The organism is Bradyrhizobium sp. SZCCHNR1015 (assembly GCF_032489875.1).
Lineage (GTDB): Bacteria > Pseudomonadota > Alphaproteobacteria > Rhizobiales > Xanthobacteraceae > Bradyrhizobium.
In genome coordinates this window covers 185,883-207,974 of the sequence record NZ_JAUEYW010000006.1, presented here as the reverse complement: position 1 = coordinate 207,974, position 22,092 = coordinate 185,883, and the positions used below count along the sequence as shown (strand labels likewise).

The window sequence follows — 22,092 nt, the reverse complement described above, 5'->3', positions numbered from 1 at the left end:
TCGCAGCCGCGCTGTGCTGGTCGAGGCCGTGAGTCGTTCAGCCAGATGAACGGCGCGCCGCTTCTGGTGCGGCTGTAAGCCTTGTGGCATAGATGTGATGGCTCGTGATCATCAGTCCCGATCACCGAGCGCCGCATCACATGTTCATTTCAGCCGGAGTTTTATTCATGCGCTCGACCATCCTCGCCGGGCTCACCGCTGCGGCCGTCCTCTGCATCGGCGGCGCTGCCCAGGCGCAAGATCGCGTGCGGGTCGGCGTCCTCGAATGCCGCGGCGGCGCCAGCGTCGGCTTCATCGTCGGCTCGGTCACCCATCTCGGCTGCGTGCTGCGCGCCGACGGGCTGCCGGAGGATCGTTACGTCGCGACCATCCGCAAGGTCGGCCTCGATCTCGGCATCACCCAGGAATCGCTGCTGGCCTGGGTGGTCTATGCGCCGGTCGCGCGGCTCGGGCCGGGCGATCTCTCCGGCGATTATGCCGGTGCGCAGGGTTCGGCCGCGGTCGGCGTCGGTGTCGGCGGCAACGTGCTGGTCGGCGGCTCCGCCAACTCGATCGCGCTGCAGCCGCTCAGCGTCCAGGGCCAGGTCGGCATCAGCGTCGCGGCGGGGCTGCAAAGCCTCGAATTGCGCCCGGGTCGGTGATCTTCCCTTTGCCGTGAACAGCGCTCTTCCCGCCATCGTGCGGGAAGACGGTGGGATCCCCCGCACTGCAGCAACGTTTTTCGCAGGCCGCCTGCTTGCCAAAGCGGCAGCCGAGGCAGAGCATTCGGCTTTGCCGACCCAATCAAGGGCCGAGCTCCACAACGAGGAGGCGGCGAATGGGACAAGACCTGAGAAGTCCCCGAGGTCCACGGTGCATCGCGCTGGTGGGCCCTTTCCAAAGCGGTAAAACCACTCTCTTGGAGGCGATCCTGGCGCGGACGGGCGCGATCGCGCGCGCGGGCAGCGTCGACGCCGGCACATCCGTCGGCGATGCCAGCCCGGAGGCGCGCCAGCACAAGATGAGCGTCGCCATGACGGCGGCGACGACGACCTTCATGGGCGACAGCTACACCTTCCTCGACTGTCCCGGCTCGATCGAGTTCATCCACGACATGCGCGCCGCGCTGCCGGCGGTCGATGCCGCGATCGTGGTCTGCGAGGCCGATGAGAAGAAGCTGCCGCAACTGCAGATCATCCTGCGCGAGCTCGAGGAGCTGCGCATCCCGCGTTTCCTGTTCCTCAACAAGATCGACCGCGCCAATGCGCGCATCAGGGAGACGCTCGCGACCTTGCAGCCGGCCTCGCGCGTGCCGCTGGTGCTGCGCCAGATCCCGATCTGGAACGGCGAGCTGATCGAGGGCTTCGTCGACCTCGCATTGGAGCGCGCCTTCATCTATCGCGAGCACAAGGCCAGCGAGGTGATCGCGCTCGAAGGCGGCGATCTCGACCGTGAGAAGGAGGCGCGCTTCTCGATGCTGGAGAAGCTCGCCGATCACGACGATTCGCTGATGGAGCAGCTGCTGGAGGACATCCCGCCGCCGCGCGACGCCGTGTTCGATGATCTCGCGCGCGAATTGCGCGAGGGACTGATCTGCCCGGTGCTGCTGGGCTCGGCGTTGCGCGAGAACGGCGTGCTGAGGCTGATGAAGGCGCTGCGCCACGAGGCGCCCGGAATCGCCGAGACCGCGCGGCGGCTCGGTGTGAAGGACACCAAGGAGGCGCTCGGCTATGTCTTCAAGACGCTGCATCTGCAGCATGGCGGCAAGCTGTCATTGACGCGGGTGCTGTCCGGCCATCTCGACGACGGCGCGACGCTGCATGCCGCCTCGGGCGAGGCGGCGCGCGTGTCCGGCATCCTGGCTGCCACCGGCGCCTATGACAGCAAGCGCGCGGGCGCCGAGGCCGGGGACACGGTGGCGCTCGGCAAGCTCGATGCGGTCAAGACCGGCGATACGGTTGCGACCGGCAAGACGGCGCCACCGCCGCTGGCAAAGGTGGAGGCGTGCCCGCCGGTGCTGGCGCTCTCGATCGCCGCCGTGGACCGCAAGGACGACGTCAAGCTCGGCCAGGCCTTGCAGCGGCTGCATGAGGAGGATCCGTCGCTGACCATGGTGCAGAACCCGCGCACCCACGACACCGTGCTGTGGGGGCAGGGCGAGATGCATCTGCGCGTCGCGCTGGAGCGGCTGCGCGACCGTTTCGGCGTCAACGTCAAATCGCACCAGCCCGCGATCGGCTATCAGGAGACCATCCGCAAGCCGATCACGCAGCGCGGCCGCCACAAGAAGCAGTCCGGCGGGCACGGCCAGTTCGGCGACGTCGTGCTCGACATCAAGCCGCTGCCGCGCGGCGAAGGCTTCCGCTTCGCCGAGAAGGTGGTCGGCGGCGCGGTGCCGCGCAACTACATCCCGGCGGTGGAGGAGGGTGTCGTCGACGCAATGGCCCGCGGCCCCCTGGGCTTTCCGGTGATCGACGTCGAGGTGACGCTCACCGACGGCTCCTATCACAGCGTCGATTCGTCCGACCTCGCGTTCCGCACCGCGGCGCGGGCAGGCGTCAGCGAAGGCCTGCCGCAATGCGCGCCGGTGCTGCTGGAGCCGATCCATACCGTCGAGATCGTCTGCCCGACGGAAGCGACCGCCAGGATCAACGCGATCCTGTCGGCGCGGCGCGGCCAGATCCTGTCCTTCGATACCCGTGACGGCTGGCCGGGCTGGGACTGCGTCCGCGCGATGATGCCGGAGGCGGAGATCGGCGAGTTGATCGTCGAATTGCGTTCGGCCACCGCCGGCGCCGGCAGCTTCACCCGCCAGTTCGACCATATGGCCGAGGTGACCGGCCGCGCCGCCGACCACATCATCGCCTCCCACCGCGACGCCGCCTGAGCCGAACGCTCCGCGCCGAGTAACACCGGCCCGTCATCCTCGCTCGGGATGGCGGGCCGGATCGCGTCATGGCCGTCGCTCGCGCGCGCAGGGGACGGACGGCGAGGGCCGGGTTCCAGCTTGCATCCGAGCTCAGTTTATGATGTATTTTACATCATTGTCTTTGTCTCAGACATCATTTATGGTGTCTGCCACGTGAGGCCATCGTGATCACGTCGTTCCAGATGCGGGCAGCGCGAGCGCTGCTCGGGATAGATCAGAGAACCTTGGCCGAGCTGGCTGGCGTGTCGCTGCCGACGATCCAGCGGATGGAAGCCTCCACGGGCAACGTCCGCGGCGTGGTGGACTCGCTGACCAAGGTCGTCGATGCGCTCAATCGTGCGGGCGTGGATCTGATCGGTGAGCATTCCCGCAGTGAGAATGGCGGGCGTGGTGTTCGCCTGAAGGACCCGGGGCCGCCTCGCCGCATGGGCCGTCAAACTGACATTGTGCGCGATGACGCGAGCTAGGCTCATCGCGCGCCACGGGGCTCCTGAGCGCTTCGTGTGGGACGCATCGTCGGCTGCGCCGCGGTCCGATGAGGCGACGGGAGCGTGGTCGGCATGAGCATCGCAAACGAACACCGTTCGCACGGGCGGGTCGGACATCATGAGCCGACCTTCGCCGAGCTTTATTCCCCCAAGCTCCTGACGGTCTTGCGCGAGGGCTACGGCCTCAGCGACTTTCGTGCCGACGCGCTGGCGGGCCTGACGGTAGCGATCGTGGCGCTGCCGCTGTCGATGGCGATCGCGATCGCCTCCGGTGTCTCGCCGGGGCGCGGCCTCTACACCGCCGTGGTCGGCGGCTTCCTGGTTTCGCTGCTCGGCGGCAGCCGCTTTCAGATCGGCGGTCCCGCGGGTGCCTTCATCGTGCTGGTCGCTGCGACGGTCGATCGCCAGGGTCTCGATGGCCTGCTGATCGCGGCGATGATGTCCGGCGTGATGCTGGTGATCGCCGGATATCTGCGGCTCGGCACCTACATCAAGTTCATTCCCTATCCGGTCACGGTCGGCTTCACCGCGGGCATCGCCGTCATCATCTTTGCCAGCCAGCTGAAGGATCTGTTCGGTATCACGCTTGCGGGCAAGGAGCCGGGCGAGCTGATCCCGAAGCTCGCTGCGCTCGCGCATGGCGCGCCGACCGCGACCATGCCTGCGGTCGCGACGGCCGCGCTGTCGATCGCGATCATCGTCGGCCTCAAGCATCTGCGGCCGACCTGGCCCGGCATCCTGATCGCGGTCGTGGTCGCCGCCATCATCACCTACGCGCTGCAGCTTCCCGTCGAGACCATCGGCACCCGCTTCGGCGGCATCCCGCGCGAGCTGCCGGCACCGGCGCTGCCGGCGTTTTCGCTTGCCAAGATCCAGGCGGTGTTTCCCGATGCGATTGCCTTCACGCTGCTCGGGGCGATCGAGTCGCTGCTCTCGGCCGTGGTCGCCGACGGCATGACCGGCCGCCGCCATCGCTCCAACTGCGAGCTGGTGGCGCAGGGCTTTGCCAATATCGGCTCGGCCTTGTTCGGCGGCATCTGCGTCACCGGAACCATCGCGCGCACCGCGACCAACGTCCGCGCCGGCGCGCGCGGGCCGGTGTCGGGCATGCTGCATTCGCTGTTTCTTTTGGTGTTCATGCTGATCGCGGCGCCGCTGGCGAGCTACATCCCGCTGTCGGCGCTGGCCGCGGTGCTCGTCGTTGTCGCCTGGAACATGGCCGAGAAGCACGAGTTCGCCACCCTGATCCGATCGTCCTGGGGCGATGCCACGGTGCTGCTCGCAACCTTCGGGCTGACGATCTTCCGCGATCTCACCGAGGGCATCCTGGTCGGCTTCGCGCTCGGCGCCGTGCTGTTCATCAACCGCATGGCGCAGATGACCGGCGTCGAGGGCGGGTCGCCTCTGGCCGCAAAGGACCGCGCCGACTTCGAGGATGAGGCGCGGGTGCCGTACAATCCGAAGCTCAGCGCCGACAAGGACGTGCTGGTCTATCGCATCACCGGCGCGTTCTTCTTCGGCGCCGCCTCGACCGTCGGCACCGTGCTCGACTCGATCGCCGACCGCCGCAAGGCCTTCGTGGTCGACTTCGCAGCGGTGCCGTTCCTGGATTCGACAGCCGCCAACGCCATGAGCCGCGTCGCCGCCAAGGCCAGGCGCCAGGGCATCCGCCTGTTCATCACCGGCGCATCACCGACCGTGCGCCGGGCGCTGCTGACCCACGGCGTGCGGCCGCCACTGGTGCGCTTCCGCGAGACCATCGAGCGCGCGGTCGCCGACATCAAGGGCAAGGAGACGCCGCAGGAGGACATCTCCGACGGGCTGGCGGCGAGCTGAGTCCGGCCTCGCGCGCCGGTCTCCACCGAGGCGCACCGACGGCCGGCTTCGTCGTCGCGGCCGGTTCGACTGCCCGCAGCATTGACTCCGGCCGGAGCTTGTCCGATGTCACGGCCATGACCGTCGCCGCCAAACCCCGCGCCGCGTGCCTGATCGGCTGGCCTGCCGCGCATTCGCGCTCGCCCCTGATCCATCATCATTGGCTGCACGAGCTCGGCATTGCCGGCGGCTACACCATCGAGGCGGTGCCGCCGGAAGAGCTTGCGGATTTCGTCACGCATCTCGACCGCCGCGGCTTCGTCGGCGCCAATGTCACCATTCCGCACAAGGAGCGCGTGCTGGAGCTGACCGAGCCGGACGCGCGCGCCCGTGCCGTCGGCGCCGCGAATACGTTGTGGTACGAGGACCGCATCCTGCGGGCCACCAACACCGACGTCGAAGGCTTCATCGGCAACCTGGATGCCGCCGCCCCGGGCTGGGACCGCACCGACGAGGCGCTGGTGCTCGGCTCCGGCGGCTCGGCGCGGGCCGTCGTGTTCGGTCTGCTCGAGCGCGGCATCGGCCGCGTCCATGTGGTCAACCGCACCGCTGCGCGCGCGCAGGCGCTGGCCGATCAGTTCGGCGACCGGGTCGTTGCCGAAGGCTGGGATCGCGTCGGCGCGCTGCTGCCGCGCGCGGGCCTGTTCGTGAACACCACCTCGCTCGGCATGCACGGCCAGCCGCCGCTCGAGCTCGACGTCGATCTGCTGTCGCCGCACGCCGTGGTCGCCGACCTCGTCTACGTGCCACTGGAGACGCGATTGCTCGGCGCCGCGCGATCGCGGGGCCTGCGCAGCGCCGATGGGCTCGGCATGCTGCTGCACCAGGCGGTGCGCGGCTTCGAATTGTGGTTCCACCGCCGCCCCCAGGTCACGCCCGAACTGCGCGCGTTGGTCGAGGCTGATCTCACAAGGGCTTGAGTGTGGAATGAGCGGCCCTCTCCGGCGTTTCACTCGTCAGATGCCCGCGTCTCCGATACGAGCGCGGAACGCGTCTCTCGAGCCCTCGGAGTTTTCAGCATGTCTGCCCGTCTCGTTCTGATCCGTCCGGTCGCCGCGCTCGCAATGGTTGCGGCGGCGTCGCTGACCGCCATCGCGCAGCAGGCGCCAGTGCCGACGCGCGTGCGCGGCGCCATCGAAAGCGTCGACGCCGATACCATGACGGTTAAAGCCCGCAGCGGCGAGATCTTCAAGCTCCGCATGGCCGGTGATCTGCGCGTCTCGGGTGTCGTCAAGGCGCAGCTTTCCGACATCAAGCTGGGCTCGTTCATCGGCGCCACCACGGTGCCCGGTCCGGACGGCGCGCCGAAGGCGGTCGAGATCCACATTTTTCCCGAGGACATGCGCGGCACGGGCGAAGGCTCGCGGTCGTGGGACCTGAAGCCGAACTCGAGCATGACCAACGCCACCGTATCCGAAAGCTCGGTCTCGACCGACGGCCATACGTTGCTGGTCAAGTACAAGGGCGGCGAGAAGCGCGTCGACATCGCGCCGGACACGCCGATCGTGACCTTCGTGCCCGGCGACAAGACCGAGCTGAAAGCCGGCGCCAAGGTGATCGCGATCGTCAAGCCGTTGCCTGACGGTTCGCTCGAGACCAGCCGCGTCAGCGTCGGCCGCGACGGGCTGACGCCGCCGATGTAGGCGGCGCCGCGAGCACGGTGCGCTCCCTCTCCCCGTTCTTTACGGGGAGAGGGGCAGCGGCACGGGTGGTGCAGCTAATAGCAGCGAACTGATGTTCTGACGGCCTGGCAAATGCCTGTGAGTACGTCCCTTCCATTGCAACGGAAGTTGGAGGCGTTGTGCCCGCCCGATGGACTGATCGGAGCTTCGTCGGTGCCATGCCCCCCACCCGGATTGCTGCGCAATCCGACCTCTCCCCGCAAAGAGCGGGGAGAGGTTGCACCGTCAGCGCCGACAGGGATTGCCTAACAACTTAGACCCTCGACCCAACTCCGCCTAATCCGCCAGCACCTTGCGGTCGATTTCGGCCACCGTGTTGACGCCGCACAGGCCCATCGTCGTCAAGAGCTCGTTGCGGATGATGTCGATGGCCTTGGCGACGCCGGCCTGGCCGCCGGCGCCGAGGCCGTAGGCATAGGCGCGGCCGAGCATGCAGGACTTGGCACCGAGCGCGAGCGCACGCATCACGTCCTGGCCGGAGCGGATGCCGCCATCGAACATGATCTCGATCTTGTCGCCGACCGCTTCCGCAATGCCGGGCAGCACGTGGATCGAGGACGGCGCGCCGTCGAGCTGGCGGCCGCCGTGGTTGGAGACGACCATCGCCTGCGCGCCGGTCTCGACCGCGAGCTTGGCGTCTTCGATGTCGTGGATGCCCTTGATGATCAGCTTGCCCGGCCAGATCGAGCGGATCCAGTCGACGTCCTTCCAGTTCAGCGAGGTGTCGAACTGCGCCGCGGTCCAGGCCGAGAGCTTGGTCAGGTCCTCGGTGTTCTTCACGTGGCCGGCGATGTTGCCGAACGTCCGGCGCTTGCCCTGCAGCACGCCCTGCACCCAGGCCGGCCTGATCGCGAAATCGAACAGCTTCGACAGCGTCCATTCCGGCGGCACGCTCATGCCGTTCTTGATGTCCTGGTGACGCTGGCCGATCACCTGCAGGTCGACGGTCAGGCATAGTGCGCTGCACTTCGCGGCGATCGCGCGCTCGACCAGGGCCTTAATGAAGCCGCGGTCCTTCATGACGTAGAGCTGGAACCAGAACGGCTTCTCGACGCTAGCAGCGATGTCCTCGATCGAGCAGATCGACATCGTGCTCTGCGTGAACGGGATGCCGGCGGCCTGCGCCGCGCGGCAGGCGTGAATCTCGCCGTCGCCATGCTGCATGCCCAGGAGGCCGACCGGCGCCAGGATCAGCGGCATCGACGCGGGCTCGCCGAGGATCGTCGTCGACAGATCGCGCTTGGACACGTCGACCAGGATGCGCTGGCGGAATTTGATCTTCTGCAGATCGTCGCGGTTGGCGCGCAGCGTCTCCTCGGCATAGGAGCCGCGATCGGCGTAGTCGAAGAAGGCTTTGGGCACGCGGCGCTTGTGCAGCAGGCGCAGGTCTTCAATGCAGGTGACGTGTTTCATCGCGGTCTTCGGCTCCCCACCGGCGTCTCGTTTCTTAAGGCTGGGGCAGTCATCTAGCATCTTTGCGGCGCCTGCCAAATCCAACTTGGGAACCGCAACGGCGTCTGGGCAAGGCAGGGCAAACTGCGCGCGTCACGCAACACGACGTCGGGGCTGCCGGAGCGAGCACATTCCGGCTGCGGCGGGCTCCGGCGGGCGAGCCCTCCGGAGCCGTCAGGTCGAATGAAAAATTAGCCTTAACAACGGCTTACAGAGGCTATGGCGGTTTCGTGGTAATGATTCATCATATTTTTTGAAGCCATCTTAGCCTTAAGGCGACTATAACCCGCGGGCTGACCGGCAGGGCGGCTCCCGTGATTCGCACCCGCCGGTAACGAAATCCAGAAGCCGTTGCTGGGGGTCATATGAGCCGTAACTATTTCGGGACCGATGGGATTCGTGGCCGCGCCAACGGCCTGATCACGCCGGAACTCGCGCTCAAGGTGGGGCAGGCCGCAGGTCTTCTGTTCCAGCGCGGCGAGCACCGCCACCGCGTGGTGATCGGCAAGGATACGCGCCTCTCCGGGTACATGATCGAATACGCCATGGTGGCCGGCTTCACCTCGGTCGGCATGGACGTGCTGCTGGTCGGCCCGATGCCGACGCCGGCGGTCGCGATGCTCACCAAGTCGATGCGCGCCGATCTCGGCGTCATGATCTCGGCTTCGCACAATCTGTTCGAGGACAACGGCATCAAGCTGTTCGGGCCGCAGGGTTTCAAGCTGTCCGACGATGTCGAGAGGCAGATCGAGCAACTGCTCGATGAATCGCTCGACAAGAAGCTGGCGCAGAGCGCGAGCCTCGGCCGCGCCCGCCGCATCGACGGCGTGCACGATCGCTACATCGAATTCGCCAAGCGCACCCTGCCGCGCGACCTCTCGCTCGACGGCCTGCGCGTCGTGGTCGATTGCGCCAACGGCGCGGCCTACAAGGTCGTGCCCGAGGCGCTGTGGGAGCTCGGCGCCGACGTGATCTCGATCGGGGTCGATCCGGACGGCTTCAACATCAACAAGGAATGCGGTTCGACCTCGCCGGAGGCGCTGTGCCGAAAGGTACGGGAAATGCGCGCCGACATCGGCATCGCGCTCGACGGCGACGCGGATCGAGTGATCCTGGTCGATGAGCGCGGCCACATCGTCGATGGCGACCAGCTGCTTGCCGTCATCGCGCAGAGCTGGAAGGAGGACGGCCGCCTGGCGCGCGCCGGTATCGTCGCGACCGTGATGTCCAATCTCGGTCTCGAGCGCTTCCTGCAGGGGCAGGGGCTCGAACTGGTGCGCACGCCGGTCGGCGACCGCTACGTTCTCGAGCGCATGCTGGCCGACGGCTACAATCTCGGCGGCGAGCAGTCGGGCCATATCATTCTCTCGGACTACGCGACCACGGGGGACGGCTTCGTCGCCGCGCTGCAGGTGCTGGCGACGGTGCAGAGGCTGCGCCGTCCGGTGTCCGAGGTCTGCCACCGCTTCGATCCGCTGCCGCAGATCCTCAAGAATGTGCGCTATCGCAGCGGCAAGCCGCTCGACGCGGACGAGGTGAAGTCGGCGATCGATACCGGACAGAAGCGCCTCAACGGTCATGGCCGACTGCTCGTGCGCTCCTCCGGGACCGAGCCGGTGATCCGCGTGATGGGCGAGGGCGACGACCGCGACCTGGTCGAGGAGGTCGTCGACGAGATCGTGGCCGCGGTGGGCAATGCGGCGGCTGCTGCCGCCTGATCGCCGGCGATCATATTTTCGATCATGGCCTGTCATCGTCAGATGGCAGGCCTTTTTGCTGGCTCACGATCTTCTCGCGTCCGAGTACGTCGCCAGGATGCTTCTGATCGCGTCGTTCAACCATTTCGTACGGCGGATCGGTATTTGGAAGGCATGGCTTCGCCATGAGCCGGGCCGGTCGACTAATTAGTTCGCATTGCCTGCATCGCCCGGCGCAGCCGCTAACGATCTGTTAGGATGAGTTGTCCGGCCGTTAACGGTTCCCACTCGCTCATGGAAAATCAACCTTAATTATTAGGGTTAAGCGCCGCTTAAGCATTTGGTGCGATTGTAGGGCCGTCAGTTGTGATGTGGGGCCAGGTTCTCGATTGCCTCACCGGCCAAAGGGACGAAGCCAATGCGTAGCGTTATGTCTTTGATCGCCGCCGGAGCGGCCTCTCTGTTTTCCACTCTGGCCTTTGCGGCCGACATGCCCATCATGCCGCCTCCGGTCTACGCGCCGCCGCCGGCGGCCGATTTCGGCGGCTGGTATCTGCGCGGCGACATCGGCTTCAGCAATCAGAAGGTCAAGGACGTTCACTATTCGCGCGAATCCGCCTACACGCCGATGACGTCGTTCAATCAGACCTCGGCGTTCGATACCGCGGGCATCTACGGCGTCGGCGTCGGCTATCGCTTCAACAGCTGGTTCCGCGCCGACGTCACCGGTCAGTATCGCGGCAATTCGAACTTCAAGGCTACCGACCGCTTCAACGCGACGGCGGGCGGCGTGCCCTATAGCGGCATCGACAATTACAGCGGCAGCAAGTCGGAATGGCTGGTGCTCGCCAACGCCTATGTCGATCTCGGCACCTGGTGGTGCGTGACGCCGTTCATCGGCGCGGGCGTCGGCGGTGCGCGGGTGACGGTCTCGAACTTCACCGACACGGGCATCAACAACCTGCCGTTCACGACCACGAGTTTCGCGACGGCGCCGACCTCCTCGAAATGGAATTTCGCGTGGGCGGCCCATGCCGGTCTCGCCTACAACGTCAATCCGAACCTGGTGCTGGAGCTGGCCTACAGCTACGTCGATCTCGGTCAAGGCCAGACCGGCGTCCTGTCCGACTATGTCGGCAACACCACCGGCAACGTCTTCAAGTTCAAGGACATCACCTCGCACGACCTGAAGCTCGGCGTGCGCTGGAATTTCGACCAGCCGCCGCCGCCTCCGATGCCGGCGCTGATCCGCAAGGGCTGAGCCGAGCGGTCGCCAATCACTGCAATCGAACGAGCGGCGCGGGTCTTCCCGCGCCGTTTTTACGTTTCTGATCCGGCGCAGCGTGCTGCGTCTTCGCGGAAAGAATTTCCGCGCAGGGCGCTGCGACAACGAATGATTAAGGTTAACGCGCGATGATCGGAACAGAGAGTTCAAGTGCTGATTGGAGCGTTGCAATGCGTAGCCTGGTGGTGGCGGTCTCGGTGTGCGGCATGATCTCGGCAGCGCAGGCCGCGGATTTGTCCGATCTGCCCATCCTGAGGGGCAGCATGACCGAGGGCCTGAACAATTCGCGGGTCAACTGGGACGGCTACTATGTGGGCGTCCAGGGCGGCTACGGCTCGTCCGATGAGAATTTCAACGGCTCGACCAAGAACATGACGGCGGCGGTGTTGGCCAACACGCTGATCGAGAGCCAGATGCAGGTCTCGTCCTGGAACCCGAACCTCGGCAAGCAATCCTCGCGCGCATCGGGCTTCGGCGCCTTCGTCGGCTACAACAGCCAGTGGGACGACGTCGTGCTCGGCGTCGAGGCGAGCTATCTGCATGGCAAATACGGCGGCATGGCCTCTTCGAGCCGGACGCTCGTCAGCACGGCCGCACTGACCGACGGCAACTTCCACGCCGTGACGTCGACGCAGTCCTCGCAGATCTCGATCACCGACATGGCGACGATCCGCGGTCGTGCCGGCTATGCGATGGGCTGCTTCCTGCCCTACGCATTTTTCGGCCTTGCACTCGGCAACGCAGATATCGGCCAGTCCGTGACGGTTCAGGACCGGGTCAGCACGACCTTTCTCGGCACCTACACGCCGCTTGCGCCGCTCAGCGCCAACAACCTTCAGCACAATCACCTGATCTACGGCTACAGCGCCGGTCTCGGCGTCGACGTCAATCTGGTCGGCGGCCTGTTTGCGCGGGCCGAATACGAATACGTCCGCTTCACCTCGACGGTCGACACCAGCATCAATACGGTGCGCGCGGGCCTCGGCTACAAGTTCTGAGCTGATTGCAAGCCTGTCCTGTATGCCGATGTCCATCAGCATCCGTCCTGCGCAGCGCGACGACGTCGCTGCCATTGTCGCCATGCTCGCCGACGATCATCTCGGCCGGGCGCGCGAGCGCCTCGAGCAGCCGTTGCCGCAGTCCTACTACGGCGCGTTCGAGACGATCGCGCGGGATGGGAACATCACCCTGATCGTTGCCGAGGAGGCGGGCCGGGTGGTCGGCTGCCTGCAACTCTGCATCCTGCCCGGGCTCAGCTCGCAAGGTGCGTCGCGCGCGCTGGTCGAGGATGTTCGGGTCGCCACCGACCGCCGCAGCCGCGGCATCGGCGAGCAGCTGCTGCAATGGGCGATCGCCGAGGCGCGCAAGCAGCGCTGCAATCTGGTCGAGCTGATGACGCATCAGAGTCGCACCGACGCGCAGCGCTTCTACGAGCGGCTCGGCTTCGCCAAGAGCCATTTCGGCATGGTGATGCGGTTCTGATCAGCGCGGCAGGCGGTAGGCCGCGACGGCGTTCGGGCCGAACGCCTTGTCGCGGATGTCCGAGCCGAGCCGCATCAGGCACTGCTCCAGCGCCTGCTTGATTTCGCCGTAGCCGCCGGCGAGCAGGCACACCGGCCAGTCCGAGCCGAAGATCAGCCTGTCGGTGCCGAAGCAGCGCGCCACATATGTCACATAGGGCTGCAGCCGCTCCGCGTCCCAGTCGGTCCAGACGGCTTCCGTGGCGAGCCCCGACACCTTGCACCAGACATTGCCGCAGGCCGCGAGCTCGGCGATGCGATCGGCCCAGTCCTGATCGAAGCCGGTGGCGATCGGCGGCTTGGCCGCGTGGTCCAGCACGAAGCGCGCTCTCGGAAAAGCGCGCACCGTCGCAATCGCCGCCGGCAGCTCTCGCGTGCGCACCAGCAGATCGTAGGTCAAATCGCGGGCGAACACGATGTCGAGGCCGCGCCTGACGTCGCCGCGAAAGATCCATGCCGGGTCGGCCTCGTCATGGACCTGGTGGCGGATGCCGACCAGCCTGTCCCCGCCGGGCAGGCCGCGCAGCCGGTCGATCGTTGGTCCCACCGATGGATCGGTCAGGTCGACCCAGCCGACGACCCCGGCGACGAACGGCGTCGCATCGGCAATGCGCAGGAATTCCTCGGTCTCGTCGAGCGACGACCGGGTCTGCACCAGGATGCTGGCGTCGAGACCGTTCTCGGCCAGCAGCGTGGCGAGATCGGCGGGACCGAACGGCCGGCGGATCGGCGCCAGCGCGTCACCGGCCATCCATGGATAGTCGGCGCGACCGGGATCCCAGAAGTGCTGATGCGCATCGATGACGCGGCTCATGGCGCCTCTCCCGGCAGCGGCGCGCGGGCGTCGACCAGGTCGCTGGCGCGCAGGTCGCGCCAGAACGCGGGCGGGAGCGGCGCGTGCGCCAGCGCGATGTTGTCGGCCGCCTCCTGCGCATTGCGCGCGCCCTGCAGGCCGACGGTCACCGCGGGATGGGCCAGGCAGAACTGGATCGCGGCCGCCTTGAGCCCGATGCCGTGCTGCCTGCACAGCACATCGAGCTGGCGCGCCCGCGCCACCAGGGCGGCATCGGCATCCTCGTAGTTGAACTTCGCCGGCCCATGAGGGTTGGCGAGGATGCCGCTGTTGTAGATGCCACCGAGAATGATGGCGACGTTCTGCCTCTCGCAGATCGGAAACAGCGCCGTCAGCGCGCCCTGGTCGAGCAGCGTGTAACGGCCCGCCAGGAGAAAGCAGTCGACCGGAACGGCTTCGGCAAAGCGCGCCAGCATCTCGGACTGGTTCATGCCGGCGCCGATCGCCTTGATGCTGCCGTCGTCGCGCAGCCGCTGCAGCGCGCGAAAGGCGCCGGCCACGGCCTCGTCGTAGTGATCGTCGGGATCGTGCACGAGCAGGATGTCGATGCGATCCAGGCCGAGCCGGACCATGCTCTCCTCGACCGAACGCATCACGCCGTCATAGGAGTAGTCGAATTGTGGCCGCAGCGGCGGCGTGCCCTTGTAGTGCGGGTCTTCGCCCGAGGCCGTCGCGTCCGGCCGCAACAGCCGGCCGACCTTGGTCGAGATCACGTAGCTGTCGCGCGGCTGCCGGCGCAAGAACGCGCCGAGCCGCTGCTCGGCGAGGCCGAAGCCGTACAGCGGCGCGGTGTCGTAGAAGCGCACGCCGCGCGACCACGCCGCGGCGATCGTGGCTTCGGCATCGCCATCGCTGACCGGCGCGAACAGGCCGCCGAGCGGCGCCGTGCCGAGGCCGAGACGGGTGATGTCGAGCGAGCTCCTCCCGAGACGGACGCGTTCCATTCTTCTATCCTTGTTGTTCGGCGCGTGCAGATCGCGTCATTGTGCATGGATGCGTTCGACGAAACAATGACGTCGCATGGTGCAGCACAACGAAGAGGAGGGGACGATGTCGGCGATCAATCCACTGACGGCCTTCGGAGTCGTGCTGGCGACGGCGGCGACCGACGCGGTCTACGTGATGTTCACGTCGGCGGTCGTCGCCAAGCGGCGCGTATCGGCCGCGACCTGGAGCTCGATCTGGTACATGCTCTCGTCATTCGCCGTGATCAGCTACACGGAGAACTGGATCTACGTCGCGTTCGCTGCGGTCGGCTCCTGGATCGGCGCCTACGCCTCGATGACCTTCCTGCATCGTCCTCCGGCTGGCCAGTCGCCCGTCGGTGCCGCGCCGGAATGAATTGCATTCGCTTGCATGCCAGCACGACTGCGTGAACGCCGGCGCGAGCGCGCGAAGTTCCTTGACGCGGAACGACCCTTCCCGTAATCACCGGGGCGGGACACCTCCCCCCAACGGGAGGCTTACTATCTGGAAGGATAGACGATGACTGCAGCGAAGCCCTCGCAGCGGCCTGTTGTGCCGCATTTCTCCTCCGGCCCCTGCGCCAAGCGTCCCGGATGGACCTCCGAAAATCTCAAGGACGCTCCCCTCGGCCGCTCGCATCGCGCGAAGGTCGGCAAAGCCAAGCTCAAGCAGGCGATCGAGCTGACGCGCGACGTTCTCGAAGTGCCGGCCGACTACAAGATCGGCATCGTGCCCGCGTCCGACACGGGTGCGGTCGAGATGGCGCTGTGGTCGCTGCTCGGTGCGCGGCCCGTCACCACGATCGCCTGGGAATCGTTCGGCGAGGGCTGGGTCAGCGACATCGTCAAGGAGCTCAAGCTCAAGGATGTCACCAAGCTGCATGCCGGCTATGGCGAGATTCCGGATCTGTCGAAGGTCGATCCGGCCAGCGACGTCGTCTTCACCTGGAACGGCACCACCTCGGGCGTCCGCGTTCCCAACGCCGACTGGATCAGCGCGACGCGTGAAGGCCTGACCATCTGCGATGCGACCTCCGCTGCATTCGCCCAGCCGCTTGACTGGCCGAAGCTCGACGTCGTTACCTTCTCCTGGCAGAAGGCGCTCGGCGGCGAGGCCGCGCATGGCATGCTCATCCTGTCGCCGCGCGCAGTCGAGCGTCTCGAGACCTACAAGCCGGCCTGGCCGCTGCCGAAGATCTTCCGCCTCACCAAGGGCGGCAAGCTCAATGCCGGCATCTTCGAGGGCGAGACCATCAACACGCCGTCGATGCTGTGCGTCGAGGACTATCTGGATGCGCTCACTTGGGGCAAGTCGATCGGCGGCCTGAAGGCGCTGATCGCCCGCGCCGACGCCAACACCAAGGTGCTGGCCGACTGGAAGGCGCGCACGCCCTGGATCGATTTCCTGGCGCAGGATCCCGCGATCCGCTCCAACACCTCGGTGTGCCTCAAGGTCATCGATCCCGCGATCACATCGCTGTCGGCCGATGCCCAGGCGGAGTTCGCCAAGAAGCTGGTGGCGCTGGTCGAGAAGGAAAACGCCGGCTTCGACTTCGCACACTATCGCGATGCGCCGGCTGGCCTGCGCATCTGGTGCGGCGCCACGGTGGAAGCCAGCGACGTCGCGCTGCTGACGCAGTGGATCGACTGGGCGTTCGCCGAGGCCAAGGCCGCGCTGCCGAAGGCCGCCTGAGGCGCTCCGCGTAGGGTGGGCAAAGGCGCAACGCGCGGTGCCCACCAATTATCTCACCTGACGCGAGAGAGCGGTGGGCACGCTCCCGCCTTCGCTCGAAGAGCTACGGCGGGCAAGTCGCTTTGCCCACCCTACGAGCTTTCACCTCATCCCGGCGCATCGCGCCGCCCCTCCGTGATGGAGGGCGTGAAGGAACATCGTCATGTCCAAACCCAAAGTTCTCATTTCCGACGCACTCTCCCCGGCTGCCGTGCAGATTTTCAAGGATCGCGGCATCGAGGTCGACTTCCAGCCCAATCTCGGCAAGGACAAGGACAAGCTCGCCGACATCGTCGGCGACTATGACGGCCTTGCGATCCGCTCCGCCACCAAGGCCACGGCCAAGATCATCGAGCGCGCCAAGCGGCTCAAGGTGATCGGCCGCGCCGGCATCGGCGTCGACAATGTCGAGATCCCCGCGGCGACCGCCAAGGGCATCATCGTGATGAACACGCCGTTCGGCAATTCGATCACGACCGCCGAACATGCGATCACGATGATGCTGTCGCTGGCGCGCGAGATCCCGCAGGCCGACGCCTCGACCCAGGCCGGCAAGTGGGAGAAGAACCGCTTCATGGGCGTCGAGATCACCGGCAAGACGCTGGGCGTGATCGGCTGCGGCAATATCGGCTCGATCGTCTGCGACCGTGCGCAGGGCCTGCGCATGAAGGTGATCGGCTTCGATCCGTTCCTCACCGAGGAGCGCGCGCTCGATCTCGGCGTCGAGAAGGTCGAGCTCGAGGAGCTGCTGAAGCGCGCCGATTTCATCACGCTGCACACGCCGCTGACCGACAAGACCCGCAACATCATCGATGCCGCGGCGATCGCCAAGATGAAGCAGGGCGTGCGCATCATCAATTGCGCCCGCGGCGGCCTGATCGACGAGCAGGCGCTGCTCGCGGCGCTCAATAGCAAGCATGTCGCGGGTGCCGCGCTCGACGTGTTCGCCGAGGAGCCGGCCACCAGCAATCCGCTGTTCGGCCATGCCAACGTGATCTGCACGCCGCATCTCGGCGCCTCGACCACGGAAGCGCAGGAGAACGTCGCGCTGCAGATCGCCGAGCAGATGTCGGACTACCTGCTCACCGGCGCGATCTCGAACGCGATCAACTTCCCGTCGATCACGGCCGAGGAAGCGCCCAAGCTGAAGCCGTTCATCGCGCTCGCCGAGAAGCTCGGCTCGTTCGCGGGCCAGCTCACGGAAAGCAGCATCACCAAGATCCAGATCACCTATGAAGGCCACGTCGCCGAGATGAAGACCCGGGCGCTGACCTCGGCGGTGCTGGCCGGACTGCTGCGGCCGATGCTGGGCGAGGTCAACGTCGTGTCGGCGCCGGTGATCGCCAAGGAGCGCGGCATGATCGTCGACGAGGTGCTGCGCGCCGGCGAGAGCGACTATGAGAGCCTGATCACGGTCGCGGTCACCACCGAGCACCAGGAGCGCGCGGTGTCGGGCACGGTCTACGCCGACGGCAAGCCGCGCCTCGTCGACATCAAGGGCATCCGTGTCGACGCCGAGTTCGGCAAGTCGATGATCTACGTCACCAACGAGGACAAGCCGGGCTTCATCGGCAAGTTCGCAAGCCTCCTGGGCGATGCCAAGATCAACATCGCGACCTTCCATCTCGGCCGCGTCGCGCCGGGCAGCGACGCGATCGCGCTGGTCGAGGTCGACGGTGCGGTGCCGGCCGATCTGCTCGCCAAGATCCAGGCGCTGCCGCAGGTCAAGCAGGCCAAGGCGCTGGCGTTCTGATCGTCCGATGAGATGAGTTGCAACGGCGGCGCGGCCTCTGGCCCTGTCGCCGTTGCGACTCTGAAGGGCCATCGAGCGACCGGCCCTTCAAGCCGTCGATTGAACCCGGCTTTCTTTCCCTGCGTCTAACGCCCGATGAAGGACCGGCTGACCCGGTCCCGTGGGCGTTGGGCTGCGGAGAAAGTGATGACCATGCGAAACAAGGGCCTGCTTGCCACGGGTCTCGTCCTGGGTGCTGCGCTGACGGCGGTGCCCGGCCATGCGGCAAACGTCGATACGACCTCCACCGTCGATGCCGTGACGGTCTATCCGGATGGCGCGACGGTGACCCGGGTCATCTCGCTCGACCTTCCCGCAGGTGACAGCACCGCGATCGCCAAGGACTTCCCGCTCGGCCTCGATGCGTCCTCGCTGCGCGTGGAAGGCGAGGCCGGCACCAAGCTCGTGATCGGCACCGTCGACGCCAAGCCGCCGCGTGCGGCGCCGCCCGTCAACCTGCCCGACATCGACAAGCGCATCGAAGCGCTGCAGGACGAGCGTGCCAATCTCGACGGCGCGATTGCAGCGGCTGTTGCGCGCAAGAAATTTGCCGAGCGTTTTGCCGAGGCATCGCCGGCCGGGCTCGGCGAGAAGGGCGAGGCGCGTCCGATCACGGAATGGCGTGCCGCGTTCGCCGCCGTTGCCGACGAGGTCGGACAGGCCGACGCGGCGATCCGTGATGCGGAGCGCAAGCAGCGCGACATCGATCGCGAGATCGCGCGCCTGCAGGACAATCTCACGACGAAGCCCCCGAGCAAGCTGGAGGTGCGGATCGAATTGTCGGCGGCGGCAGCGACCAAGGCGACCTTGCGCGTGACCTACGCGGTGCGCAATGCCCGCTGGGTGCCGCTCTATGACGCGCGTCTTGACATGTCGGCGAAGGACCGCAAACCGGCTCTCGAGCTGGTGCGACGCGCCGAGATCCAGCAGGCCACCGGCGAGGACTGGCCCGAGGTCGCGCTCACGGTTTCGACGGTGCGGACCGGACGCGGCGGCAGTGCGCCCGAGCTCAGGACGATCATCGCGCAATATCCGCCGCCGCCACCGCCAGCGCCGAAGCCGGCCGCCGTGAGCGCGGCACGAGGACTCATGGAGAGCCGGCAGGAGTTTCGCTTTAACGGAGGGACGACGTTCGGAGATGTCGCGGACAAGGCCGTCGAGCAGCAGACGGTCGCGGAGATCAGCGCCTTCCAGACCGTCTTCCGTCTTCCCGGACGCGTCAGCGTCGGTGCCAATGATGGCGCGAAGAGCCTGCGCATCTCCACCGCGACGATCACGCCCGAACTGACGATCCGTTCCGCGCCCGTCATCGATCCCACCGCCTATCTCGAAGCGAGCTTCCCACAGGCGGAGGACGCGCCGCTGCTGCCGGGCAAGGTCTCGATCTATCGCGACGGCATGTTCGTCGGCACCAGCAAATTGGCCGCCGCGGGCAAGGATGAGCCCGTTCGTCTCGGCTTCGGGGCCGACGACAAGGTCAAGGTCGAGCGTAGTGTCGTCAAGCGCAACGAAGGCTCGGCCGGCCTGATCGTGACGACGGCGAAGATCGACGAGCGCGCCTTCAAGACGACGGTCCGCAACGTGCATGATTTCCCGGTCAAGGTCGCGATCCAGGATCAGCTGCCGGTCAGCGAGAACGAAGAGATCACGGTCGAGATGCTTCCTGCGACCACGCCGCCGGTCTCGACCAACGTCCGCGACCGGCGTGGTGTCGTCGAATGGGTGATCGACGCCAGACCCGGCGAGGCCAAGGATATCGCCTTCGCCTGGCGTGTGCGCTGGCCGAAGGACAAGTCGATCGTGATGCAGCCGTCGGGCTGATTGCCCGGCGTGGGATCGGCGCCGTTTGATCCATGACAAGCCGCCCGGTCCCGGCCCTGTTATGCGCGAGTGGGACCCCGTTCGATCACGTCCTGTTCGGCCGTGATCGATCTCGACCGAGAGCGCCGACATGGAATCCGACCCGAACACCCGCAAGCAGGCCGTCGCCGTCGGCTACATCTTCCTCGCCGGTGTCGGCATGCTGCTGCTGCAATGGCTGCTGACGACCTACAACACGGTCGAGACGATTCCCTATAGCCAGTTCGAGCAGCTGATCGAGCAGGGCAAGATCTCCGAGGTGTCGGTCAGCCAGGACACCATCCAGGGCAAGTTCAAGGACAAGCAGTCCGACGGCAAGACGTCGTTCATCACCGCGCGCGTCGATCCGCCGCTGGCCGCGAAGCTTGCCGCGAAGGGCGTGACGGTGACCGGCGTGCCCTCGGGCGGGCTGATCCAGACGCTGCTGTCCTGGGTCGTGCCGGCGCTGATGTTCTATCTCATCTGGGTGTTCCTCGGCCGCAAGGTGATGGACCGCCAAGGCTTCGGCGGTCTGATGTCGATCGGCAAGTCGCGCGCCAAGGTCTATGTCGAGACCGACACCAAGGTCACCTTTGCCGATGTCGCAGGGGTCGACGAGGCCAAGTTCGAACTGCAGGAGGTCGTGCAGTTCCTGAAGGATCCGAAGAGCTATGGCCGGCTCGGCGCACACGTCCCCAAGGGCATCCTGCTGGTCGGCCCGCCCGGCACCGGCAAGACCCTGCTCGCGCGCGCGGTGGCGGGCGAAGCGGGGGTGGCGTTCTTCTCGATCTCCGGATCCGAGTTCGTGGAGATGTTCGTCGGCGTCGGCGCTGCCCGCGTGCGCGATCTGTTCGAGCAGGCCCGCAAGGCCGCACCTTGCATCATCTTCATCGATGAGCTCGACGCGCTCGGCCGCAGCCGAACCGCGGGTGGCCAACTCGGCGGCTACGATGAGAAGGAGCAGACGCTCAATCAATTGCTGGCGGAGCTCGACGGCTTCGACCCAAGCTCCGGCGTCATCCTGCTCGCCGCCACCAATCGGCCGGAGATCCTCGATCCCGCGCTCATGCGCGCCGGCCGCTTCGATCGCCAGGTGCTGGTCGACCGTCCTGACAGGGGCGGGCGGCTCGCAATTCTCAAGGTGCATGTCCGCAAGATCACGGTCGCCGACAGCGTCGATCTCGACAAGGTCGCGGCACTGACGGCCGGCTTCACCGGCGCCGACCTCGCCAATCTGATCAACGAGGCGGCGATCGCGGCGACCCGCCGCAAGGGTCACGAGGTGACGTTCGACGATTTCACGATGGCGATCGAGCGCATCGTCGCCGGCATCGAGAAGAAGAGCCGCGTGCTCAGTCCCGCCGAGCGCCGCCGTGTCGCCTATCACGAGATGGGCCACGCGCTGGTCGCGGCCAATCTCGTCGGCGTCGATCCGGTGCAGAAGGTCTCGATCATTCCGCGCGGCGTCGGCGCGCTCGGCTACACGATGCAGCGCCCGACCGAGGATCGCTTTCTGCTCGCGGTCAGCGAGCTGAAGAACCGCATCGCCGTCCTGATGGGCGGCCGCGCCTCGGAGCAGTTGATCTTCGACGGCGACGTGTCGACCGGCGCCGCCGACGATCTGCAGCGCGCGACCGAGATCGCCATCGAGATGGTCACCAAATACGGGATGGATGCGACTGTCGGGCAGCGCACTTACGCGCCGCGTCCACAGATCTCGTTCCTGCAGCCGCAGGATCAGATCGTGTCGGCGGCCGAGGAGACCGGGCGCGAGATCGACCTCGCGGTGCGGGATCTGATCGCAGACGGCGATGCCCGTGCCAGGGCGATTCTCGAAAGCCATCGCCCGGACCTCGAGCGCGGCGTCGCCCTCCTGATCGCCAAGGAGACGCTGACCGCCGAGGAGTTCGCGCCATTGCGGCCCGCCTCCGCCGCGGTCCCGGCCCCGGATGCCGTTGTCCCGAGCTGATCCGGGTTTCTACGGGGGCGCGTTCGCAACCGAAC

The 22,092-nt window shown here is 66.6% G+C and carries 18 protein-coding genes; 15 read left to right on the top strand and 3 right to left on the bottom strand.

The window, feature by feature from the left end; genetic code table 11:
• The first annotated feature begins 167 nt into the window (after positions 1 to 167).
• The 6 genes from QX128_RS12635 (at position 168) to QX128_RS12610 (ending at position 6,914) form a co-directional block, all read left to right on the top strand.
• Entirely contained in the window at positions 168 to 641 is a 474-nt protein-coding gene (locus QX128_RS12635; RefSeq protein ID WP_315803312.1) for a DUF992 domain-containing protein, read from the top strand.
• A gap of 176 nt (positions 642 to 817) precedes the next feature.
• On the top strand, positions 818 to 2,866 hold the full coding sequence (locus QX128_RS12630; RefSeq protein ID WP_315803313.1) for an elongation factor G: 2,049 nt from the start codon (positions 818 to 820) through the stop codon (positions 2,864 to 2,866).
• Between the two features lie 206 nt (positions 2,867 to 3,072).
• Complete coding sequence (locus QX128_RS12625; protein WP_315757334.1) at positions 3,073 to 3,375, top strand: helix-turn-helix transcriptional regulator; 303 nt, start codon at positions 3,073 to 3,075, stop codon at positions 3,373 to 3,375.
• A gap of 93 nt (positions 3,376 to 3,468) precedes the next feature.
• Entirely contained in the window at positions 3,469 to 5,232 is a 1,764-nt protein-coding gene (locus tag QX128_RS12620) for a SulP family inorganic anion transporter (protein WP_316177611.1), read from the top strand.
• Positions 5,233 to 5,348: 116 nt separating this feature from the next.
• The gene (locus QX128_RS12615) at positions 5,349 to 6,191 is read left to right on the top strand and encodes a shikimate dehydrogenase (RefSeq protein ID WP_316237587.1); all 843 of its coding nucleotides are present in this window, start codon (positions 5,349 to 5,351) and stop codon (positions 6,189 to 6,191) included.
• A gap of 144 nt (positions 6,192 to 6,335) precedes the next feature.
• Positions 6,336 to 6,914 (top strand): hypothetical protein, encoded by a 579-nt coding sequence (locus QX128_RS12610; RefSeq protein WP_316237658.1) that lies wholly within the window; start codon positions 6,336 to 6,338, stop codon positions 6,912 to 6,914.
• Between the two features lie 315 nt (positions 6,915 to 7,229).
• Here the strand turns inward: QX128_RS12610 and QX128_RS12605 are convergent, their stop codons facing one another.
• The gene (locus QX128_RS12605; protein WP_316237586.1) at positions 7,230 to 8,366 is read right to left on the bottom strand and encodes an alpha-hydroxy acid oxidase; all 1,137 of its coding nucleotides are present in this window, start codon (positions 8,364 to 8,366) and stop codon (positions 7,230 to 7,232) included.
• A gap of 404 nt (positions 8,367 to 8,770) precedes the next feature.
• On the opposite strand from QX128_RS12605, the gene glmM reads away from it, so the two are divergent.
• From glmM to QX128_RS12585, 4 genes are all read left to right on the top strand, one after another.
• Complete coding sequence (gene glmM, locus QX128_RS12600) at positions 8,771 to 10,123, top strand: phosphoglucosamine mutase (protein WP_315803317.1); 1,353 nt, start codon at positions 8,771 to 8,773, stop codon at positions 10,121 to 10,123.
• 397 nt (positions 10,124 to 10,520) lie between these two features.
• Positions 10,521 to 11,363: an outer membrane protein gene (locus QX128_RS12595; protein ID WP_316217483.1), complete on the top strand. Its 843-nt coding sequence runs from the start codon at positions 10,521 to 10,523 to the stop codon at positions 11,361 to 11,363.
• A gap of 194 nt (positions 11,364 to 11,557) precedes the next feature.
• Positions 11,558 to 12,385, top strand: a complete 828-nt coding sequence (locus QX128_RS12590; protein ID WP_316237585.1) for an outer membrane protein — start codon at positions 11,558 to 11,560, stop codon at positions 12,383 to 12,385.
• 28 nt (positions 12,386 to 12,413) lie between these two features.
• Positions 12,414 to 12,869 carry a GNAT family N-acetyltransferase gene (locus QX128_RS12585; RefSeq protein WP_316237584.1) on the top strand — a complete coding sequence of 152 codons (456 nt, stop codon included), beginning with the start codon at positions 12,414 to 12,416 and terminating at the stop codon, positions 12,867 to 12,869.
• Here the strand turns inward: QX128_RS12585 and QX128_RS12580 are convergent, their stop codons facing one another.
• Together QX128_RS12580 and QX128_RS12575 are read right to left on the bottom strand one after the other, a co-directional pair.
• Positions 12,870 to 13,721, bottom strand: coding sequence for an amidohydrolase family protein (locus tag QX128_RS12580; RefSeq protein WP_316237583.1), 852 nt, complete (start codon positions 13,719 to 13,721; stop codon positions 12,870 to 12,872).
• Positions 13,718 to 14,704, bottom strand: coding sequence for an aldo/keto reductase (locus QX128_RS12575; protein ID WP_316237582.1), 987 nt, complete (start codon positions 14,702 to 14,704; stop codon positions 13,718 to 13,720). The genes QX128_RS12580 and QX128_RS12575 overlap by 4 nt, the downstream gene beginning before the upstream one ends.
• 106 nt (positions 14,705 to 14,810) lie before the next feature.
• On the opposite strand from QX128_RS12575, the gene QX128_RS12570 reads away from it, so the two are divergent.
• The 5 genes from QX128_RS12570 to ftsH all read left to right on the top strand — a co-directional run bounded on the left by QX128_RS12570 (position 14,811) and on the right by ftsH (position 22,057).
• A complete protein-coding gene (locus QX128_RS12570; RefSeq protein WP_315803323.1) occupies positions 14,811 to 15,101 on the top strand; it encodes a hypothetical protein in 291 nt (96 codons plus the stop codon).
• Between the two features lie 144 nt (positions 15,102 to 15,245).
• The gene (locus QX128_RS12565) at positions 15,246 to 16,418 is read left to right on the top strand and encodes a phosphoserine transaminase (protein WP_316237581.1); all 1,173 of its coding nucleotides are present in this window, start codon (positions 15,246 to 15,248) and stop codon (positions 16,416 to 16,418) included.
• A 202-nt stretch (positions 16,419 to 16,620) separates the two neighbouring features.
• Positions 16,621 to 18,210 carry a phosphoglycerate dehydrogenase gene (gene serA / locus QX128_RS12560; RefSeq protein ID WP_316237580.1) on the top strand — a complete coding sequence of 530 codons (1,590 nt, stop codon included), beginning with the start codon at positions 16,621 to 16,623 and terminating at the stop codon, positions 18,208 to 18,210.
• Between the two features lie 192 nt (positions 18,211 to 18,402).
• Positions 18,403 to 20,070 carry a mucoidy inhibitor MuiA family protein gene (locus tag QX128_RS12555; RefSeq protein WP_316237657.1) on the top strand — a complete coding sequence of 556 codons (1,668 nt, stop codon included), beginning with the start codon at positions 18,403 to 18,405 and terminating at the stop codon, positions 20,068 to 20,070.
• 130 nt (positions 20,071 to 20,200) lie between these two features.
• A complete protein-coding gene (gene ftsH, locus QX128_RS12550; protein WP_316237579.1) occupies positions 20,201 to 22,057 on the top strand; it encodes an ATP-dependent zinc metalloprotease FtsH in 1,857 nt (618 codons plus the stop codon).
• Positions 22,058 to 22,092: the final 35 nt, after the last annotated feature.

Excerpts from the sequence above, each read along its gene's own strand:
- QX128_RS12595 (WP_316217483.1), top strand. The coding sequence starts at position 10,521 with ATGCGTAGCGTTATGTCTTTGATCGCCGCCGGAGCGGCCTCTCTGTTT.
- QX128_RS12570 (WP_315803323.1), top strand. The coding sequence starts at position 14,811 with ATGTCGGCGATCAATCCACTGACGGCCTTCGGAGTCGTGCTGGCGACG.
- QX128_RS12555 (WP_316237657.1), top strand. The coding sequence starts at position 18,403 with ATGCGAAACAAGGGCCTGCTTGCCACGGGTCTCGTCCTGGGTGCTGCG.
- QX128_RS12565 (WP_316237581.1), top strand. The coding sequence starts at position 15,246 with ATGACTGCAGCGAAGCCCTCGCAGCGGCCTGTTGTGCCGCATTTCTCC.
- QX128_RS12630 (WP_315803313.1), top strand. The coding sequence starts at position 818 with ATGGGACAAGACCTGAGAAGTCCCCGAGGTCCACGGTGCATCGCGCTG.
- QX128_RS12610 (WP_316237658.1), top strand. The coding sequence starts at position 6,336 with ATGGTTGCGGCGGCGTCGCTGACCGCCATCGCGCAGCAGGCGCCAGTG.
- serA (WP_316237580.1), top strand. The coding sequence starts at position 16,621 with ATGTCCAAACCCAAAGTTCTCATTTCCGACGCACTCTCCCCGGCTGCC.
- glmM (WP_315803317.1), top strand. The coding sequence starts at position 8,771 with ATGAGCCGTAACTATTTCGGGACCGATGGGATTCGTGGCCGCGCCAAC.
- QX128_RS12635 (WP_315803312.1), top strand. The coding sequence starts at position 168 with ATGCGCTCGACCATCCTCGCCGGGCTCACCGCTGCGGCCGTCCTCTGC.
- QX128_RS12605 (WP_316237586.1), bottom strand. The coding sequence starts at position 8,366 with ATGAAACACGTCACCTGCATTGAAGACCTGCGCCTGCTGCACAAGCGC.
- QX128_RS12580 (WP_316237583.1), bottom strand. The coding sequence starts at position 13,721 with ATGAGCCGCGTCATCGATGCGCATCAGCACTTCTGGGATCCCGGTCGC.
- ftsH (WP_316237579.1), top strand. The coding sequence starts at position 20,201 with ATGGAATCCGACCCGAACACCCGCAAGCAGGCCGTCGCCGTCGGCTAC.
- QX128_RS12575 (WP_316237582.1), bottom strand. The coding sequence starts at position 14,704 with ATGGAACGCGTCCGTCTCGGGAGGAGCTCGCTCGACATCACCCGTCTC.
- QX128_RS12615 (WP_316237587.1), top strand. The coding sequence starts at position 5,349 with ATGACCGTCGCCGCCAAACCCCGCGCCGCGTGCCTGATCGGCTGGCCT.
- QX128_RS12620 (WP_316177611.1), top strand. The coding sequence starts at position 3,469 with ATGAGCATCGCAAACGAACACCGTTCGCACGGGCGGGTCGGACATCAT.
- QX128_RS12590 (WP_316237585.1), top strand. The coding sequence starts at position 11,558 with ATGCGTAGCCTGGTGGTGGCGGTCTCGGTGTGCGGCATGATCTCGGCA.
- QX128_RS12585 (WP_316237584.1), top strand. The coding sequence starts at position 12,414 with ATGTCCATCAGCATCCGTCCTGCGCAGCGCGACGACGTCGCTGCCATT.